This is a genomic window from Shewanella spartinae (assembly GCF_019457555.1).
In the GTDB taxonomy this organism is placed as follows: Bacteria; Pseudomonadota; Gammaproteobacteria; order Enterobacterales; family Shewanellaceae; genus Shewanella; species Shewanella loihica.
Map to the genome: position 1 here is coordinate 3,316,390 of NZ_CP080418.1, position 18,247 is coordinate 3,334,636.

Genomic DNA, 18,247 nt, shown 5'->3' on the forward strand with positions numbered 1-18,247 from the left:
TTTCGCGGGCTTTTTATTAGTTGACCTTGTACTCGAGCTGCACGCTCACCTCGGCAGGTACGGGTTTACCATCGACAAACTTAGGGGCGTAGCGCCAGCGCTTGATGGCCTTTAGCGACTCGCGGGTGAACTGCTGCCCCCCTTCAGAGGCCAGCACCACAGGGTCACGCACAAACCCCTGCTCATCCACGGTAAAGGACATCTGGGTCCAGCCTTCCCGGCGATCTCTGGCATAGGAGATAGGATACTTTGGCGCTTCCCGGTAGAGGGGCGCCTGCTCCTGTTCGTCAGACCAGGGCTTCATGCTGCCGATGGCCACACAATGCTGGGTCGACTTGTCGCTCTCGCCTTCGGCCTCATAGATCTCCACCAGACGCGCATGGGCGGCCAGTTTGTAGGGATGGCTAAAGTCGAGCACGGCGAACTGCTTGATCACCTCTTCGAGCAGAGGGACCGCCTTATCATACTTCTTCTCCGCCGCCTTGATCATGCCAACATAGTAAGTGGCTTTGAGCCTTGCCATGGCATCGGCCGGCATCTCTTGGCGATAGATCTCGTAGGCTTCTAGCGCCTCGTCACGTATCTCCCGGGTATAGAAATGGGTCGATGCCAGACCATGGAAGGTCAACATCTTCACCTCGGCCAGCAGCAGCGGCTTGTCGGCGTCCTCGGCGATGGCGATCGCCTGCTTGAACAGATCCACCTTCTCTCTCGAGGCAGCCATGGTCTGGGCGGCGCCAATCAAGGGATCGACAAGCTCTATGGCATCGCGGCCAAAGTGCTTACGATAGACCTGAATGACATTGTTGAAATGCTCGTGGGCGGCCTGAGTCTCGCCACTATCTTGCAGCGCAGTGGCCAGGTTAAGCTCGAGATTGACCAGATCGATACTGTCTGATTCGAAATAGCCCTGGCCTAGCTCGTAGGCCTTAGCCGCGGTAAGCGCCACCTGGGCTTTATCTTGCCCGGCCAGCGCCTGCTGATAGGCGGCGTAGCTTTCGCTAAAGGGCGAGGCGAAACTTAGGGGCGCAGCGAAGTGCGCGCACAACACCAGGGCGAGGCCTGATAATGACTTCTTCATAGTGAACAAATATCCTTATTTGTGATCCTGCAAGATTCTCATGTAGAGAATGGCATCCAGCGATTAGTTTCCTACGAGTAATTCAGAACAGCCTTACCGAATCTCAGCCGGGATACGCCCACCTTGGCACACCCGGAGTATCGACTCGCGGCGCGGAAACTACAATCGCCACTAGGGTAACAGGAATCCAGGCCAACTTAAATCACTGGCTAATTTAAATCCCTGACTAACTTAAAACATAGGGTCAGTTAACTTCTTGGAAAGCTTAGTTAAAGTGTAAACCATCCAGATGGTCAGCAATAAGGAGCAGCTCGCCAGGGAGATCCAAACACCTGTGACCCCAAACAGCCAGGCGAACAGATAGAGCACCATGGCGATCAACACCAGCTTGCTACCTGTCAATATCGAGGCCTCCTTAGGACGGTTGATCGCCTGGAAGAAGGCGGCGCCCACCAGAATAAGCCCCTCGAACGGCAGTCCCCAGAAGTAGAGACGCATCCCCTCTATCGCCACGGGCGCCAGCTCAGAATTATCCCCGGCAAAGATATAAACCAGATATTCTGGCGCCCAGTAGATAAAGACGACGCCCGCCAGCGCGGTCACCAGAGTCATGATGATGACCAGCCTCAGGGTCTCGAACACCCTGTCGAAACGCTTCGCCCCAGTGTTGAAGCTAAACAGAGGCTGAGTACCAAAAGCTATCCCCTCGAAGATCAGGTAAAACAGCGCCTCGGCGTAGCTCACCACCCCATAGGCCGCCACATGAATGGGGCCGCCAACCCAGAGAAACGCCATGTTATGCAGGGTCAGGACGATGGAGAGATAGAGGTTCATCAAGAAGCTTGGCACGCCGACCCTGAGGATGTTGCTGCAATGGTCCAGATTCAGACGCATCTGCTGCCAGTTTATCCCCAATCGCGTGCGCTTGGTGAAGAAATGCTGCAGGCAGGCGAGCGCAGTGAAGGCCTGACAGATCATGGTGGCGATGGCGGCGCCCGCCAGGCCATAGGGAAACACGACGATCAGCAGCCAATCCAATAACACGTTCAAACAGCCTGAGAGGATAAGCACCAGGGTGACGAAGCCGGGGCGGCCATCGTTGCGCAGCAAGGCGGTAAAGGCGATGGCCAATACGGGAAAGACCCCGAGGGCAAAATACCAAAACAGATACTGCTCGGCGCTGGTCAGCACCTCCCCTTCGGCCCCCAGCCAGATGAGTATGGTCTGGCTCCAACGGGTACCCAGCAGGGCCAGTCCGGTGCCCGCCAGCAGGCAGAGGGTGAAGGCGTTACCCAGCAAGTGCCGCGCCCGGGCGACATCTTTAAGCCCCAGGTTTATCGACACCAATGATGCGGCGCCCATACCTATCAGGGCGCCGACGGCGTAGAGTATCGCCCCCACGGGATAGGCCAGCATCATGCCTGCCAGCCCCACCTCACCAAGATAGTGTCCGACAAACATACCGTCGATGGCCACATAGACGCCGGTCACCACCATGGAGAGTATGGTGGGAATGGCATAGCGCCACACCAGTTTAGGGATGGGGGCTGTGGCTAGATCTGAGTGCTCATCACTCTGGTGCGCGGCATGATGCTCTGTCATGATTTTCGGAAAATTTCTCTATCATGGTTGTTGATAGTGTGTTGATTCAACACCTAAACGGCTATTGGAGAGCGAAGATATCAGATAGCCAAGCGTTTAGTTAGACAGGCGTTTAGTTAGACTGAGCAGCGCCTGCTCTATCTCTGCCTGGGGCAACGGCTTATCGGCTATCATCTCCAGGCGTGAATCCAGGCTATCATCCAGCTCCATCACGCCGAGTTGACCGTCCACATAGTTAAAGGCCGCGATCCCATCGCCCGTTATCATCACCGCCTTGAGGCGCAGACAATCTTGCGCCTTTACCCAAGCCACCAGAGCCTCGAAGTCAAACTCATAGCAACAGTCGAACACCCAACCCAGGGTATAACGGCCCTCATGCCGATTGCTGGCGCGGTAGATCCCCAGCTCATCAAATGCCTGCTCATCAATCGATAGTTTACGCGTATCATCCGCCTCATCAAAGGGCATCGCGGGCCGGCTGCCTAATAGTGAGGAGCCTGTCGAGGTTGCAGGCTTACTAATGCGCCAGGCGGTAGGGCGCGCAAAATAGTGCTTCTCAAGATATTGATACAGACTGGCTTCTTTTGCCGAGAGTAGCTGCGCCATCTGCACCGGCAACACCTTGGCCGTGATGGATTGCTGCTGCAAATAGGCCTCTAGCTGCTGTAAGTCGGCCAGGCTTGCCAGATCCATCTTGTTGGCCAGGATAAGGTCGGCGATGCGTAGCTGATCGGTAAACAGCGAGCTCTCCAGGTAACGCGGGTCCTTGAGTTTTCTGGGATCCACCAGACAGAGGCTGGCGCGCATCGACAGCACCGGCTTGAAATGCCCTTGGCTCAGGGTCTCGACAATGGCCTTGGGATGGCCCAGCCCAGTGGGCTCGATAAACAGGCGATCAGGCCTCGCCTTGGCGATAAGCTGGTTGACCGCCACCTGAGTCGGCACCCCGGCGGCGCAGCAGAGACAACCACCCGCCACCTCCTTGATGGCGACATCACCGCCCTCACCCTTGAGCAGCTCACCGTCTATGCCAATCTCGCCAAATTCGTTCACCAGCACGGCCCAAGTCTCATCGGCTGGCTTATGGGCGAGCAAATATTGGATAAGACTGGTTTTTCCCACACCGAGAAAACCTGTCACGACATGGGTAGGGATGGGCTTGAGGATCATTGGCGGCTCCGCACTGAAAAATCGCCCCCAGTGTAAAGGGCAGGCCTGAGATTGCAATCCTTTTCAGCAGCCCTCACTTAACCTGCTAGCGCTTGCCCCTGAAGCCCTTATCACTCGATGGGCGTCTCGCCTTGTCATTACTAGCCTTGTCGCTACTAGTCTTGCGCTTGGGCGCCTGTCCCCTTCTACCGTCTTGGCTGCCAAACTTCTGCCCCTTGCCTCGTTTAGGCTGGGCCGCCTTAGAGGTGACTCTGGTGTCGAGCTCGCGATACCTGGCCGGTAGCGGTGCCCCCAGCTCATATCCGGGCTGCACCTCTCGTGGCAAGGTCTTGCCGATAAGGGCCTCGATCGCGCCAAGTGCCGTTTCATCTTGCTTGGCGACGAAGGAGATGCTAACCCCGCTAAGACCGGCGCGGCCGGTACGACCGATACGGTGAACATAGTCCTGAGGCTCATCGGGTAGCTCCAGGTTGATCACTAAGGGAAGCGCTGTGATGTCCAGGCCGCGGGCGGCCACGTCGGTCGCCACTAGCACCCGCAGCTCGCCGGCCTTAAACTGCTCCAGCGCCCGATTGCGCGCCCCTTGGGTCTTATCCCCGTGAAACACCGCATTCTTGATGCCATCGAGCTTCAACTCGCGGTGCAGGCGCTCGGCGCTCTCCTTGGTGTTGACGAACACCAGCACCTGTTGCCAATTATTGCGACCGATAAGCTCGGCCAGCAGCTCCGCCTTACGCCTTGCATCTAAGGGATAGATCTTCTGCTCGATCTGCGGCCCACTACTAGCGCTGGTCACATTGATCCACTCAGGGTTATCCAGCATCTTGGTGGCCAACGTCTTCACCTCTGGGGTGAAGGTGGCCGAGAACAACATGGTCGAGTGAGACGCGCACAGCAGCCGCTTGGTGCGCTCGATATCTCTCACGAACCCCATGTCGAGCATGCGATCTGCCTCATCGACAATGAGCTGATCTACCGTCTCCAGGCTCAAATCATGTTGGCCCAAGAGATCGAATAGCCTCCCCGGCGTGGCCACCAGAATATCGACCCCTCTCGCCAAGGCCTTGCGTTGGGGGTTGATGTTGGCACCGCCATAGACGGCCAGAGTGGTCAGCTCGGTAAACTGGCTGTAGCGACTGATGCTGTCTGCCACCTGGATCGCCAGCTCTCTCGTTGGAGTCAGAACCAAGGCGCTGAGTTGCCCAATTGCTCTTGGCTGATTGAGCAGGCGCTGCAACAACACAAAGCTAAAGGCCGCCGTCTTACCTGTTCCTGTCTGGGCGCAGGCCATCAGATCCCGCCCGGCCAGCGCCGTGGGGATCACCTTGGCCTGAACCTGGGTCAGGGTCTCGTAGCCGCAGGCCTTAGCCGCCTGGGCCAGTAAGGGGTCTAACGGGAGGGCATCGAAATTCATGGGCAACCTGCGAGCTGATAAAAAGTGAGCGCGGAGTCTAGCAAAAAGCGCCCCATAAAGGTAATGCTATCTTCACCGCACAGACTAGCGCGCCTCGGGGTTAACATAGAGGCGCTCAAACTCCGGTAGGGAGACAGGCTTGGAGTAGAGATAGCCCTGGGCAAAATCACATCCGGCGCTAGCCAGGATATCGTGCTGGAACTGGGTCTCCACCCCTTCTGCGATCACCTTGATCCCCAGCTTATGGGCCATCACTATGATCGCCTCACACAGGGCCACGCCGTCGCTGTCGGATTCCAAGTTACGGGTAAAGGACTGATCGATCTTGAGATAATCTATGTCGAACTTCTTCAGATAGGCCAGCGACGAATAGCCGGTGCCGAAGTCATCCAGAGACACCTGAATACCGGCGTCACGATAGGCCAGTAGCTTGTCGGTCACTCCCATGGAGGCATCCAGCAGCAGGCCTTCGGTGATCTCGACGCAGATGGCGTTGCTGGATAGCTCAAGATGACGCAGCAACGCCAGCCAGTCGCTGAAGGTGTCCCCCTCGTCCCTGAACTGAATTGGCGACTTGTTGATGCTGATCTGGATCTCGACGCCATGTTGAGTCCGCCAGCGGGCGCTCTGTTGGGCGGCCTTCTCAAATACCCAGTTGCCTATCTCGTTGATAAGCCCAGTCTCTTCCGCCACCGGAATAAACTCGCCCGGCGAGACCAGGCCCCGTTGAGGATGCACCCAACGGATCAGCGCCTCCGCCTTGTAGACCCCCTGTTTGTTCATGTCGACGATAGGCTGATAGAAGAGCTCAAACTCCTTGCGATTGATAGCGTTACGCAGATCTTTGATCAGCGCCATGCGATAGCGGGCATACTCCTGCATCGAGGGGGTAAAGTAATGGAAACGGTTGCGCCCCTGCTCCTTGGCGGCGTACATCGCCTGATCCGCATGTTTCAGCAGCCCCTCGATACTAGTGGCATCGTCGGGGTAGATGGTAATGCCGATACTGGCGCTGATGTAGGCGGTCTCATCCCCCAGGCTGTAGGGCTCGGCGATGCGCTCCAGTATACTCTGGGCCACCCGCTCGACGCCGCTGGGGGAGTCGATCCCCGAGAGCACTACGGTAAACTCATCGCCCCCCAGGCGCGCCACCACATCCGACTCACGAATGCAGCCCTTGAGCCGCTTGGCGGTCTCCTGCAACAAGAGATCCCCCATATCATGGCCCAGGGTATCGTTGACCTCCTTGAAGAAGTCCAGGTCCAGGAACATCAAGGCAAAGTGGCTATGATTACGATCGATACGCAATATCTCGGTATTGAGGTACTCCAGCAACATGCGGCGATTGGGCAGGCCGGTCAGGGGGTCGTAGTTGGCCTGTTTCCAGATGATATGCTCCGCCTCTTTCTTCTCGGTAATGTCGGAGAAGAGCGCCACCCTGCGGTACACCTGGCCGTGCTGGTCGAAGATGGTATTGATAGTCAACCAGACCATATACTCCTCGCCGCTCTTGTTCTTGATCCACAGCTCCCCCTGCCAATAGCCGGTATCGCGAATGGCGCTGTTCATCTCATCGTATTGGCTTCTCGGGGTGCGTGCGCTCTGCAATATACGGATATTTTGCGTCAGCGCCTCCTCCTGGCTGTACCCCGTAATCGCGGTGAAGGCGGCATTGATGGTGATGATATGCCCCTTGTGATCCTGAACGCTCATGGCTTCGCTGGAGTTGTTATACACAGAGGCCGCCAGCTCTAGCGATTCTTGCACCTTCTTCTGCTCGGTAATGTCCGAGTGCACCCCGCACATGCGGGTCGGCAGGCCATTACGGTCACGGCTGACCACCTTGCCGGTATCCAAGATCCAATGCTCTTCGCCGCTAAGGCTAATCAGCCGGTATTCGATGTAATGTTTCTGAGTCTCCCCCTTGAGGTGACGGTCGATGGAGTTCAGCACCGCCATCCTGTCCTGGGGATGGATGGCGTCGATCCAGATACGGCTGTCGCGATTAAGTCTTTCGAGGTCGCAGCCCAGCACCTTGGCACACCAAGGATTACGCTTGGTCTCGTTACTCTTGATATCCCAGTCCCACATGCCAAGATCGCTGCTCTCCAGCACCAGGGCCAGGCGCTCCTGACTGGTGCGCATCGCCATATCCGCCCGTTTATGCTCAGTAATGTCGATAAGGCCAGCGATCACCATATCCACCATGTTATGGTTGCGGCGACAGGCCACCGTCAGGTGGGTATAGACAATCTCCCCATCCTTGGCAACGAAGCGCTTGTCCATCTCGTAGGCATCTATCTCCCCCTTTAACATGCGCTGGAACTGGGTCATATCCGCCTTAAGATCTTCGAAATAGGTCAGTTCGGTCCAGGTGCGGTTGAGCAGCTCTGTCTCGGAATATTTGAGCATCTTACACAGGCGAGGATTGACCTTGATCCAATGCTGATCGACCGAGGTGATAGCGATCCCCATGTTGCCAACGTTAAATTGCGAGCGAAAAATAAAGTCATCCTGAAGCTGAATCTTAGCGTCCCGCTCCACCTCCAGCCGCCTGGCCAGCAACATCCCCAGCAGGGCCGTCACTATGGGAAAAATCAACATCACAGGCAAAGCGATCTGCACCAGGAGATCGACAAACATGGAAAAGGGCAGAATAAACAGCAGCGACAGGGTCGAGAAATGCAGCAGGAAACCAAACAGATACAACTCGATAAAGCTGAGATCGGCGATGGTGGTCTTGCGATAGTAGCGCCACAGGCTACCAAACAGGGCGGAGACCAGAATCACTGTCACCCCGACCAGCATGCCATCGCCCCCCTGGAACAGGCGATAGGCACAGGCAACAGAAGCGGCTACGAATGTAGGCAGGCCGCCGAAGAAGAGCCCACTGATGGCCAACACCACAGAGCGGGTATCGATAAAGACCCCGGGCTGATATTCCCAGGAGGTCATCATGGTCAGTACTGTCACGCCGCCTATTACCGCCCCCATGATGAGGCGCCACAACAGAAAATACTCGCTACGATGGTGCCGTGGCACCGCGTCGTAGATAAATACCATGATCAACAAGAGCGCGGCATTTTGAGAGAGCGAAAATAATGTATCTTGATTCATACAAGGCTTAAATTTTCTCGAGGCTAAGTTTTTTATTATCAACCTGATAACATCATTCAGAGTGTAGCAGAAGCCCCGAAAAAAAAACCACTAAATCATAATAAGCTAATGATTTTGAACGCCTCTCCCTCAGTCCCGCAACCTCTTGCCCAGCCATACAAATCACCGCAGCAGCAGCGAATGACAGCCTAAATCGCCTAAGCTCCACACAGATGTAGCTCGAATGCTACAAAAAACACCCCGTCAGCCGCAGCAATGCAGTTGATCTCCCTCGAAAACCCCTTATCATGGGCAACATAAGGACGCGACCGCTGCAAGGAATCTGATGTTGCACCCCAGCTTATCTCGGCAAATCAATCACCTCATCTCTGGCCTGACACTCATGCTGGCGCTTTTTAGCCTCACCGCCACCGGCCAGGAGCTGAATATGGCCTCGGCCGACAGCCCGTCGGCGCCGCTCAAGGTTAAGCTGGCCGCCGAAGATAACTGGGCGCCTTTTGCCGATCCCTATGGTAAGGGGCTGTCCCATCGTCTGGTCAAGCAGGCGTTTTCCCGGGTCAATGTCGATGTCGACAGTCTGGTGGTCTCCTATGCCCGCGGCGTGGTGATGACCAAGCAAGGCATAGTAGATGGTGTCTTTAATCTGCACAAAGAGCGCAAGACCCAGGAGGAGTTTGTCTTCGGCCAGATCCCCCTGTTCACCACATCGGCCTCCTTCTATCAAAATAATGCCCATCCGCTGCAGGCAGAGGACAAATGGCACCTGCCCCAGGGGTTACTTGTCGGCATCATCAAGGGCTATGAATATGGCGATGAGTTGTCACAGCTCAAACAGCTCAGATTAGTCGAGGTGGACAATCACAATCAGCTAATCAACCTGCTGCTGCTCAACCGCATCGATGCCGCCATCATGTACGACGAGGTGGCCAATCAGTATCTTGGTCAGATGGGGGTCGGCAAGGTGATTAGCCGCAGCGTGCACAATCATACCGGCGACCTCTATGTGGCCTTCTCCAAGCAGCGTCCCAACGCCCAGTTGTTTGCCGACAAGCTAGATCTCGGCCTCAAGGCCCTCAAGCAAGACGGCAGCTATCAGAGCATAATGAACAGCCTACAGGCGATCGCCAGCAAATAGCGCTTTAACACACCACTCGCCAACAAGTCGTGCCATGACAGACCGAGAGTATGCTATGCTGTCGCCTCTCTAATTTAGCCCAGACTCCAGATGAAGCCAGACGATAAGTTCAGCCCTACCTTTCATTTTCCGGTGCAGATCTACTACGAAGATACCGACTTTTCCGGCGTGGTGTACCATCCTAACTTCTTGAAATATTTCGAGCGTGCTCGTGAGCATGTGATCGGCGCCGAGCGACTGGCAGCCCTCTGGCAGCAGCACGGCCTGGGTTTTGCCGTCTATCGCAGCGACATGCTCTGCCATGAAGGGGTTGAATTTGCCGACGTGGTGGATGTGCGTACCCGCTTCTATTTCGAGAGTAAGTATCGCACCGTATGGCAGCAGGAGATCTGGCGCCCCAAGGGCACCAAGCCGGCGGTGACCGCCCACATCGAGATGGTATGTATGAACAAGGCGAGGCAGCTCTGCCCCATGACGCCGCCCCTCATCGAGGAGCTCGGCCGTCACTTCGACCAAGCCATCAGCCTGTAATAAAGCCTTTTAGCACTTAAATCCTAGAGGAGCGGCTGATTTAACTTGCGCCAATGCATCTCAAGCTCTGGCGCTCGCATCGGCTTGGCGTAGATATCCCCCTGCACCTTATCGACCCCCATCTCCTGCAATAGATTAAACACCGGCATCTGCTCGACGCCCTCGACGGTCACCGAAAAGTCCAGCCCCTTGGCCAGGTCGACGGCGCTGCGAACGATATGCTGCGCCCGCGGATCCGACTCCAGCCCAGTCAGGAAGGCCCTGTCTATCTTAACTTCGTCCACCGGCAGGTGTTTGAGATAGGCCAGCGAGGAGTGACCGGTACCAAAATCATCTATCGCCACCTTGACGCCGGCGCGCTTGAGACGATTGAGCACGGCCACGGTACGCACCATGTCTGTCATCAGCTGGCTCTCGGTGATCTCGATAGAGAGCACCTGAGCACTGAGGCCATGTTGCTTTAGGCGGGTGATGATCCGCTCACTCAGCTGCTTCTCGCTCAGATCGTCTATCGCCAGGTTGATCGCCAGCTGCAGGCGAATATCACTCTCCTGCCAACGCACCTGCTGCAGCAGCACCTGATCGATCACCCACTGGCTAAGCAAGCTGATCATCCCGGCGCACTCTAACAGCGGAATAAACTCCCCCGGCGAGACAGGCCCAAGCACAGAGCTGTCCCAGCGGATCAAGGCCTCGGCGTGGGTGCAGTTGCCTGTGGCCAGGTTATATTTGGGCTGAAACACCAGATAAAGCTCGTTTTGCTCCAGCGCCTTGGGGAAACAGCTGACTATGGTCAACTGCCTGTGCTGACTACGATCGTCTCCTTCCTGATAGGCGGCGATATAGTTGCTGGCCGACTTGGCCCGCACCAATGCCAAGTCCAGGCGGCGCAGCATCTGGCTAACATCCGCGTGGTGCAATGACAGCTCGAGATAGCCAAGTTGCAGCTGCAAATTGATCACGGTTCCCTTGATGCTGATGGGCTGCGCCAGTCCCTGCTGAAACACCATAAGCTCGGCCTCGCTCATGGGGGTATTAAAGTAGATCAGAAACTCATCTTCATTCATCCGCGCCAGCATGTCCTTATCGCCGATGCGCCGTTCCAAGCGCTCTGCCAAGGCCTGCAGCAGCTTATCCCCCAGGGAGAAGCCAAAGAGATCATTCACATAGCGAAAGCGATGGATATCGATAAGCACAAACATCCCATGGGTGAGAGGCATCTTGCGGGTCAACTTGGCCTTGAGACCGACGCGATTGAGCAGCCCGGTCAGCTTATCGCGACCCTTTGGGGGCGGTAGCTGTTTCAACAGGTGTTGCAGCTGCACATAGAGGGGGATAAAACGGTAGGGAACGGTGGCAATATTCAGGGGCTGGCGCACCTTATGTTGCTGACTTAACTGGGTCACCAGACGCTTAATAAACTTAAGCTCAGTGCGCCTATGCCAGTACCAGTAGATGATACCAGCGATGCCGATTGCTATCAGATAGACTATTAACCAAACCAGCTCAGTTGCCGTCACACAATCCCTAATATTTTGATAAATAAAGAAACGACAAGACGGATCGGCACACTCTGCCGACCTGCTCGTATCTATTCATAACTTAATTTAATCGAATGGTAGTTGTCGAGAAATTCATCCGATCCCAGATATTCTGGGCTCACGGGCAATCCGCGCTGAAGGAACACGTCCAGACGCTCCTCCAGATCGTGACCGGCGCGCAGTTCGCCGGTATAGAAGGCGGCCGCGCGCACGAAATCCAGATAGGTCACCTGCTCTGGCAAATAGGGCAGATCCGCCCAGCGCTCGACCACCTCTGTCACCTCGGGCGAGAAGTCCCAACTCTTGAGCACGGCGCGACCTAGCGGCCCCTGCATCTTCCTAACCAGCGCCCTGAGTTGCTCTATGCTGGTAAACAGATGGGGATTGGCCTCGGCCTCGGTCAGTACCGGCAAGGCGCCGATATTGTGCACTAGGCTCGCTAATGTCAGGGTGTCGTAGTTGAGTCCACAGCCCTTGTGGGTCTTGGAATACTTGAGTAGCAGGGCGCAGGCCGCCGAGGTCACCTCGATAGAGGCACGCCACACCTCGTCCATCACCTCCCACACCATCTCGTTGGTAGAGATGAACAGCTGCTCCATGGCCACTGAGGTGGCGATCGCCTTGATCTGCGTCAGGCCGATGCGAGTCACCGCCGCGTTGATGTTTTCCGCCTTGATGCCGCGGCTATACATGGCGCTGTTGGCCACCTTGATCATACGGGCCGAGATGGCGGCATCCTGACCGATTATTTCGGCCACCTGCTTAGGGCTGGAGTCGGGGCGGGAAACCACCTCCTGAACGCGCATTGCTACCTCGGGCAAAGTCGGCAAGACCAAAGCATCTGCCTTTAACTTTTTCAGTAACCCAACCAGTAGTTGATGCTCGCTAGACATGCAAACTCCTTAAAAAAACTATGCCCATATTGATGTTGCCAGAGAGTATATCAGCACTCTTGCTAACCGTGATGGTAAAAATCGTCCATCCAGTTAAGAATTTGTGTAATTTTAGCTAAGTTTAAGATTATAGGTTATTAATTGGCTTAAATTTCTCCTGTTTGCCCGCTTTTATCGTCAGTCATTGACGGCTGTCGATAAAATAAACAACTTCTAATTTGCATAAGCCTTGCCCCATTGAGTAAAATGCCCGCCCCAAGTTTGTTCGATACCTGTTAATTGAGAGAAATGATGTTTAAACCTGAGCTGCTGTCTCCTGCCGGGACCCTAAAAAATATGCGTTATGCCTTCGCATATGGCGCCGATGCGGTTTACGCAGGCCAACCGAGATATAGCCTGCGTGTCAGAAACAACGATTTCAAGATGGAAAACCTCGCAACGGGTATCCAAGAGGCCCACAGCCTGGGTAAGAAACTCTATGTGGTGAGCAACATCGCCCCCCACAACACTAAGCTCAAGACCTATATCAAGGATATGGAGCCTGTGGTAGCCATGCAGCCCGATGCGCTGATCATGTCAGACCCGGGTCTTATCATGATGGTACGTGAGGCATTCCCGGATCAGACGGTGCATCTGTCTGTTCAGGCCAACGCCATCAACTGGGCCTCGGTTAAGTTCTGGCAGCAACAAGGGATCAAGCGTGTGATCCTCTCTCGTGAGCTGTCGCTGGATGAGATTGAAGAAATACGTCAACGCTGCCCAGACATAGAGCTCGAGGTCTTCGTACACGGCGCCCTGTGTATGGCTTATTCAGGCCGTTGCCTGCTCTCTGGCTATATCAACAAGCGTGACCCTAACCAGGGTACCTGCACCAACGCCTGCCGCTGGAAGTACGACGCCCACGAGGCGGTGCAGACAGAGACCGGCGACATAGTGGCGGTTAATCCTGAGGTGCAGATGCACAACCCAACCCTGGGTGAAGGTGCGCCAAGCAACGAAATCGTCCTGCTGCAAGAGGCGGGACGTCCGGGCGAATATATGCCGGCGTTTGAAGATGAGCATGGTACCTACATCATGAACTCCAAGGATCTGCGCGCCATCCAGCACGTCGAGCGTCTGACCAAGATGGGCGTAGATTCACTGAAAATCGAAGGCCGTACCAAGTCCTTCTACTATGTGGCCCGTACCGCACAGCTCTATCGCCAGGCGATCGAAGATGCCGCGGCCGGTCGCGAGTTTAACCCGGCGCTCATGTACCAGCTCGAAGGGCTAGCGCACCGAGGTTACACCGAGGGCTTCCTGCGTCGTCACGTGCACGACGAGTACCAGAACTATGACTACGGCTACTCCATCAGCGATACCCAGCAGTTTGTCGGCGAGTTTACCGGCAAGCGCAACGCCAAGGGGATGGCCGAGATCGACGTGAAGAACAAGTTCTCCGTCGGCGACAGCGTCGAACTGATGACGCCCCAGGGCAATATCAACCTGACCATAGAACACCTGGAAAACCGCAAGGGCGAGAGCGTCGAGTCGGGGCTTGGTTCGGGTCACTTCGTCTATCTGCCGGTACCGGCCGAAGTCGAGGTCGAGCGAGCCATCCTGATGCGCAACCTGACGGGCGAGCAGAGCACACGTCAGCCACACCCTTAAGATTCGCCTCGAGCGACTTAAACACAGCCTCTAAACAGCCCGAATCTCTCGGGCTGTTTTTTTATCCCCACAAAATAAGCCTACTAGTTCAACACCTAGCTCAACACCTAGCGCAACGACTTACTCTAGTTCTGACTAAGCGACTTATCCTAAGTGACTTAACTTAAATGACTTAACCTTAGTGATTTACCTTGAGCGACTTAATTTTAGCGACTTACCCTAAGCGACTTACCTTGAACGACTATGGCGGAGTGCCAGACTCGGCAAGCGTCTGCTCCGCGAACGCCTCCCAATATCTGACTCTAACCCTAGACATAGCCATGCCTCGCACACGCTCCACACCCAAGTCCTACAACTGACTCCAACATTCAAGTCCCACATCCAAGTCCCGCACTAGAGCCTGTTACATCTTCACATTTTTTCTACAATTTGGTAGCAAGCCCGCCATTAGCTGTTAAACTGAAACGCATAGTTATCTTGATGAAATACAAGGTATAAAAATGAAGACTCCCCGCGCTTCCGTGAAATGTCTACTCCCTACTCTAATGGCCGCTAGCCTGGCGTCACCGACGGCCTACGGCAAGAGTGAGATCCTCGAAGGCCAGTCAGGCACGATTTCTGAAGTGGGGGATGTGGTGCAGATCGCCCTGCCCGCCGCGGGCCTTATCGGCGCCCTCTGGATAGGCGATACCGAAGGCGCCTGGCAGGTCACCAAGGGCGTCGCGGCCACGGCGGCCATCACACATACCCTGAAGTTTGGCGTCGAGCGCCTGAGACCCGACGGCACAGAGTCCAACTCCTTCCCCTCGGGGCATACCTCGGCGGCCTTCTCCGGCGCCGCCTTTATTCATCACAGATACGGTAACGCCTACGGCATTCCGGCTTATGCGGCGGCGGCCTTCGTGGGCGGCAGCCGTATCTGGGCCAACCGCCACTACATGGACGATGTGCTTGCCGGCGGCTCCATCGCCGTGATGACCAGCCTCTATTTTACCGACCCCTATGCCCAGACAGATCTGGTGATCGCCCCAAGCCTGGGGGAAGATCATATTGGCCTGGCGCTGAGCTACACCCCAGGGCTGGCGGGTAACAAGGGCCCTCGGAGCGAGCGCGAAAAAAGCCATGATTGGGGCCAGCAAGACAAGCCGCTCAATAACAGCTACACCCTGATGATCGGCGGCTTCGATACTGACACTAACTATATTCGCGACAAGCAGGAAACCGGCTTCGACCTTAACGGCTTCAGCAAAGAGAGTGAGCCCAACACCTACGCCTCGGCACTGGTCAACTGGGGGGTGGGCAAGCAGCAATATCTCTCCTTCAGGTTTACCCCCTTGGAGGCCAGAGACACCAGCGTACTTAACCAGGATATCGGCTTTAACGGCAAGCGCTACGCCGCCGGTAGCGAGGTCATCGCCGCCTATCGCAGCTGGAACCTCTCCGCCGACTATATGTTTAACCTGATGCCAAAGAACGACTGGATAGTGAATGTCGGCGCCGGTATCAGCCTGATCGATCAATGGATCCGCCTCGATGACCTGGAGGGCGGAAATCTTGGAGAGTTTAACGACTTCTTCATCGTCCCCGCCGCCGCTGCGGAGCTGGGTTATCGCTTTACCCCGGCAGTCAAAGCCAGCCTGGGCTATCGCATTACCGGTCTCTCCGATTTTGATTCCAGCGCCTTCTGGGGCGATGTCACCTACCAGATCAACGAGCGCTGGGCGGCCTCACTCTTCTACGGTCAGCTAGAGCAGACCTCGGACACCGACGAATATTATAACGACGCCCGTTTCAACTTCGCGGGCTTTGCCGTCACCTATAGCTTCTAAGCCAGCTCTGGTGACATCAGCCTCCTGCGCTGGCTTTCTCTATCAGCAGCGAAGGGGTTAATAGTTGTGGCAACACCTGCGGCGCTGGGTTGCCCTTGCTGTACCAGAGATACAGCGGCACACCTGAGCGCCGGTTTTTTGCAAGGAAACGGGTGATCGCCGGATCCCCCTTGGTCCAGTCGCCTAGCATCACAGCCGTATTTGCACGGGCGAAGGCAGCCTGGGTCTCCTGGCGCTCGATGGCGACCTTCTCATTGACCTGACAGGTTAAACACCAGTCGGCGCTGAAATACACAAACACATCCTGCTGTTTGACCAAGGCCGATAGGCTAGCCTCATCGAACACCAGAGGGCATACAGACTCAGTCGCAGCATCTGCCTCAGCACCAGCCTTCATCTCAGTACTCGCCGCCGAGTTCGCCCCGAGATGATTGCTGCCTCCGGGCGTTGCAATCATCAGGGTGCCGCCAACAAGGATAACGATCGGTACCAGCGGCCACCAGGGGCGGTGGCGACCCGAGCGTTGCAACAATCCCATCAGCCATAATCCCAGGCTCAACAAGAGCAACAGCAGCAAGGCGATGAACAGATAGCCTCTGTCAGCTTGCTGCATCAATACCCATACCAGCCCCAAGGCCGTTAAGAACATGGGCACGGCAAAGCAGCGTTTCGCCGTTAGCATCCAGGCGCCGGGTCTTGGCATGCGTTTACGCAGCGCCGGAATGAACCCCACCAGCAAGAAAGGCAAGGCCATCCCCAAGCCCAAACCGGCGAACACCATAAGGCCTACACTGGTGGGCAGTACCATGGCTGCCCCTAAGGCCGTCGCCATGAAGGGGCCGGTGCAAGGTGTCGCTACAAAGGCGGCCAGCACGCCGGTCCAAAAATCTCCCGCAGACCCGGGCTTTTGTTGCAGCTTGCTTCCGGAGCTTAGGGTACCCAGTTCAAACAAACCGGCCAAATTGAGCCCTATGGCCATCATCAGCAGGATGAGTGCCACTATGATCTCCGGGCGCTGCAGCTGAAACGCCCAGCCCACCTGAAGGCCAAACGCCCTAAGCATCAAGATAAGCGCGCCCAGCAGGACGCACACCAACACGGCTCCCAGGGTATAGGCCAACGCGCCTGTTTTGGCTGTACGCTCGTCCCCCAAGTTAGTCAGGCTGAGCACCTTCAAGCTGAGAATGGGAAAGACACAGGGCATCAGATTCAGCAGGAGTCCGCCCAACACGGCGCCAAATACGGCCAACGCAGCTGTGACCAGCGGATTGCCGGGCGCCCCTGGCGGTATAGCGGCAATTGAATAGTCCTCTTGGGTTGGCACTGCGACCTGAGCCATCAAGGCCGATGAGCATCAAGGCCGATGAGGTTGGAAACGCCAAGGCAGCTTGCGGCTGCCGAACTGCCCTGAATCTGACGGCCAGCGACTCATTTAGGGTGATCACCCCATAAAAGTCACTGATATCTCCCTCGCCATCGCCATCGCCATCACCGGCCGTAGTCGTCATCAAGAGGCGATCGCCCTTTCTGATAAAACGCTGCGGCGCCGTGTTTGAAATCACCCCGTTCACCTCTGGGTAAAGATGGGCAATGTCAGTCAGCTGGGCAGTGTCAGTCAGCTGGACAGACTCAGGCAGAGGGAGTGACAATACAAATTGCCCATCCTGAATACTAAACTCGGCGCTGGCCACAATCGGCCTTGGCAGTTGTTGGCGCCAGCCATCGAAGGTCTCGCGAACCTCTTGAGTCGCGCCGCCATCCCCTACGCTGAACTGCACATGAAGGCTCTGCTGCTCCGGCAGACACAGCTTGGGACTGCACACCAGATAACGAAGATCCGCAGTCAATGTGATAAGGCTGCCGATCGGTAGATCTTCGTCTATGTGCAGCGGTGCCAACAGGGCGTAGTCACCATGATAGATGTAATTCATCAGACCGCTGGTCAGCAACTGCTCGGGCGCCGGATATTGCAGCTCACCAACCTTCACCCCGTCAGACAGCTGCCATTGCACCTTTAATGGAAACCCGGCATCCCCTGGGTTAAGCCAGTAACCGTGCCAGCCAACTGCGGGAGACATAATGATTGCCAGCATAGTTTCGGCGCCGGGCGCAGGCGCGTCAGACTCCAGCATTAGGGATGCCGTTATCTTTCGGCCGCCCTCGTCACTGGCCTGAGCCGGTGTGGCCTGCGCTGGCAAAACCTGAGCCTGAATGGCCAAGCACAACATTAGCCAGAATCCGGCAGCAGCTTGCGCCAATAAGGTTCTGTTTTTAAACATATACC

At 56.0% G+C, this 18,247-nt stretch carries 13 protein-coding genes; 4 read left to right on the forward strand and 9 right to left on the reverse strand.

Annotation, left to right across the window (positions count from 1 at the left end):
• Positions 1 to 16: 16 nt before the first annotated feature.
• The 5 genes from K0I31_RS14440 to K0I31_RS14460 all read right to left on the reverse strand — a co-directional run bounded on the left by K0I31_RS14440 (position 17) and on the right by K0I31_RS14460 (position 8,384).
• Positions 17 to 1,081 carry a TonB family protein gene (locus K0I31_RS14440; RefSeq protein ID WP_220078835.1) on the reverse strand — a complete coding sequence of 355 codons (1,065 nt, stop codon included), beginning with the start codon at positions 1,079 to 1,081 and terminating at the stop codon, positions 17 to 19.
• Between the two features lie 231 nt (positions 1,082 to 1,312).
• Positions 1,313 to 2,683 carry an MATE family efflux transporter gene (locus tag K0I31_RS14445; protein WP_220078836.1) on the reverse strand — a complete coding sequence of 457 codons (1,371 nt, stop codon included), beginning with the start codon at positions 2,681 to 2,683 and terminating at the stop codon, positions 1,313 to 1,315.
• Between the two features lie 96 nt (positions 2,684 to 2,779).
• Positions 2,780 to 3,853 (reverse strand): CobW family GTP-binding protein, encoded by a 1,074-nt coding sequence (locus K0I31_RS14450; RefSeq protein ID WP_220078837.1) that lies wholly within the window; start codon positions 3,851 to 3,853, stop codon positions 2,780 to 2,782.
• 85 nt (positions 3,854 to 3,938) lie between these two features.
• Positions 3,939 to 5,267, reverse strand: a complete 1,329-nt coding sequence (locus K0I31_RS14455) for a DEAD/DEAH box helicase (RefSeq protein ID WP_220078838.1) — start codon at positions 5,265 to 5,267, stop codon at positions 3,939 to 3,941.
• Positions 5,268 to 5,351: 84 nt separating this feature from the next.
• Positions 5,352 to 8,384, reverse strand: a complete 3,033-nt coding sequence (locus K0I31_RS14460; RefSeq protein ID WP_220078839.1) for an EAL domain-containing protein — start codon at positions 8,382 to 8,384, stop codon at positions 5,352 to 5,354.
• A 325-nt stretch (positions 8,385 to 8,709) separates the two neighbouring features.
• Here K0I31_RS14460 and K0I31_RS14465 point away from each other — a divergent pair, with 325 nt between their 5' ends.
• Together K0I31_RS14465 and K0I31_RS14470 are read left to right on the forward strand one after the other, a co-directional pair.
• Positions 8,710 to 9,519, forward strand: a complete 810-nt coding sequence (locus K0I31_RS14465) for a substrate-binding periplasmic protein (RefSeq protein WP_011866576.1) — start codon at positions 8,710 to 8,712, stop codon at positions 9,517 to 9,519.
• Positions 9,520 to 9,609: 90 nt separating this feature from the next.
• The gene (locus K0I31_RS14470) at positions 9,610 to 10,050 is read left to right on the forward strand and encodes a thioesterase family protein (RefSeq protein ID WP_011866577.1); all 441 of its coding nucleotides are present in this window, start codon (positions 9,610 to 9,612) and stop codon (positions 10,048 to 10,050) included.
• A gap of 23 nt (positions 10,051 to 10,073) precedes the next feature.
• Here K0I31_RS14470 and K0I31_RS14475 read toward each other — a convergent pair whose 3' ends face one another.
• On the reverse strand, positions 10,074 to 11,570 hold the full coding sequence (locus tag K0I31_RS14475) for a putative bifunctional diguanylate cyclase/phosphodiesterase (RefSeq protein WP_220078840.1): 1,497 nt from the start codon (positions 11,568 to 11,570) through the stop codon (positions 10,074 to 10,076).
• Between the two features lie 71 nt (positions 11,571 to 11,641).
• A complete protein-coding gene (locus K0I31_RS14480) occupies positions 11,642 to 12,484 on the reverse strand; it encodes an HDOD domain-containing protein (RefSeq protein WP_011866579.1) in 843 nt (280 codons plus the stop codon).
• A 291-nt stretch (positions 12,485 to 12,775) separates the two neighbouring features.
• Between K0I31_RS14480 and trhP the strand changes: the two genes are divergently transcribed.
• A complete protein-coding gene (trhP, locus tag K0I31_RS14485) occupies positions 12,776 to 14,134 on the forward strand; it encodes a prephenate-dependent tRNA uridine(34) hydroxylase TrhP (RefSeq protein WP_220080867.1) in 1,359 nt (452 codons plus the stop codon).
• A 500-nt stretch (positions 14,135 to 14,634) separates the two neighbouring features.
• Positions 14,635 to 15,963, forward strand: coding sequence for a phosphatase PAP2 family protein (locus K0I31_RS14490; RefSeq protein ID WP_220078841.1), 1,329 nt, complete (start codon positions 14,635 to 14,637; stop codon positions 15,961 to 15,963).
• 16 nt (positions 15,964 to 15,979) lie between these two features.
• Here K0I31_RS14490 and K0I31_RS14495 read toward each other — a convergent pair whose 3' ends face one another.
• On the reverse strand, positions 15,980 to 17,191 hold the full coding sequence (locus K0I31_RS14495; protein WP_258406508.1) for a protein-disulfide reductase DsbD family protein: 1,212 nt from the start codon (positions 17,189 to 17,191) through the stop codon (positions 15,980 to 15,982).
• Positions 17,118 to 18,242 (reverse strand): protein-disulfide reductase DsbD domain-containing protein, encoded by a 1,125-nt coding sequence (locus K0I31_RS20135; RefSeq protein ID WP_258406509.1) that lies wholly within the window; start codon positions 18,240 to 18,242, stop codon positions 17,118 to 17,120. Before K0I31_RS20135 ends, K0I31_RS14495 begins: the two co-directional genes overlap by 74 nt.
• Positions 18,243 to 18,247 lie beyond the last annotated feature (5 nt).

What these genes read in the sequence shown, in the direction of transcription:
- K0I31_RS14470 (WP_011866577.1), top strand. Translation starts at nt 9,610, where the DNA reads ATGAAGCCAGACGATAAGTTCAGCCCTACCTTTCATTTTCCGGTGCAG.
- K0I31_RS14455 (WP_220078838.1), bottom strand. Translation starts at nt 5,267, where the DNA reads ATGAATTTCGATGCCCTCCCGTTAGACCCCTTACTGGCCCAGGCGGCT.
- K0I31_RS14490 (WP_220078841.1), top strand. Translation starts at nt 14,635, where the DNA reads ATGAAGACTCCCCGCGCTTCCGTGAAATGTCTACTCCCTACTCTAATG.
- K0I31_RS14450 (WP_220078837.1), bottom strand. Translation starts at nt 3,853, where the DNA reads ATGATCCTCAAGCCCATCCCTACCCATGTCGTGACAGGTTTTCTCGGT.
- K0I31_RS14445 (WP_220078836.1), bottom strand. Translation starts at nt 2,683, where the DNA reads ATGACAGAGCATCATGCCGCGCACCAGAGTGATGAGCACTCAGATCTA.
- K0I31_RS14480 (WP_011866579.1), bottom strand. Translation starts at nt 12,484, where the DNA reads ATGTCTAGCGAGCATCAACTACTGGTTGGGTTACTGAAAAAGTTAAAG.
- K0I31_RS20135 (WP_258406509.1), bottom strand. Translation starts at nt 18,242, where the DNA reads ATGTTTAAAAACAGAACCTTATTGGCGCAAGCTGCTGCCGGATTCTGG.
- trhP (WP_220080867.1), top strand. Translation starts at nt 12,776, where the DNA reads ATGTTTAAACCTGAGCTGCTGTCTCCTGCCGGGACCCTAAAAAATATG.
- K0I31_RS14440 (WP_220078835.1), bottom strand. Translation starts at nt 1,081, where the DNA reads ATGAAGAAGTCATTATCAGGCCTCGCCCTGGTGTTGTGCGCGCACTTC.
- K0I31_RS14465 (WP_011866576.1), top strand. Translation starts at nt 8,710, where the DNA reads ATGTTGCACCCCAGCTTATCTCGGCAAATCAATCACCTCATCTCTGGC.
- K0I31_RS14460 (WP_220078839.1), bottom strand. Translation starts at nt 8,384, where the DNA reads ATGAATCAAGATACATTATTTTCGCTCTCTCAAAATGCCGCGCTCTTG.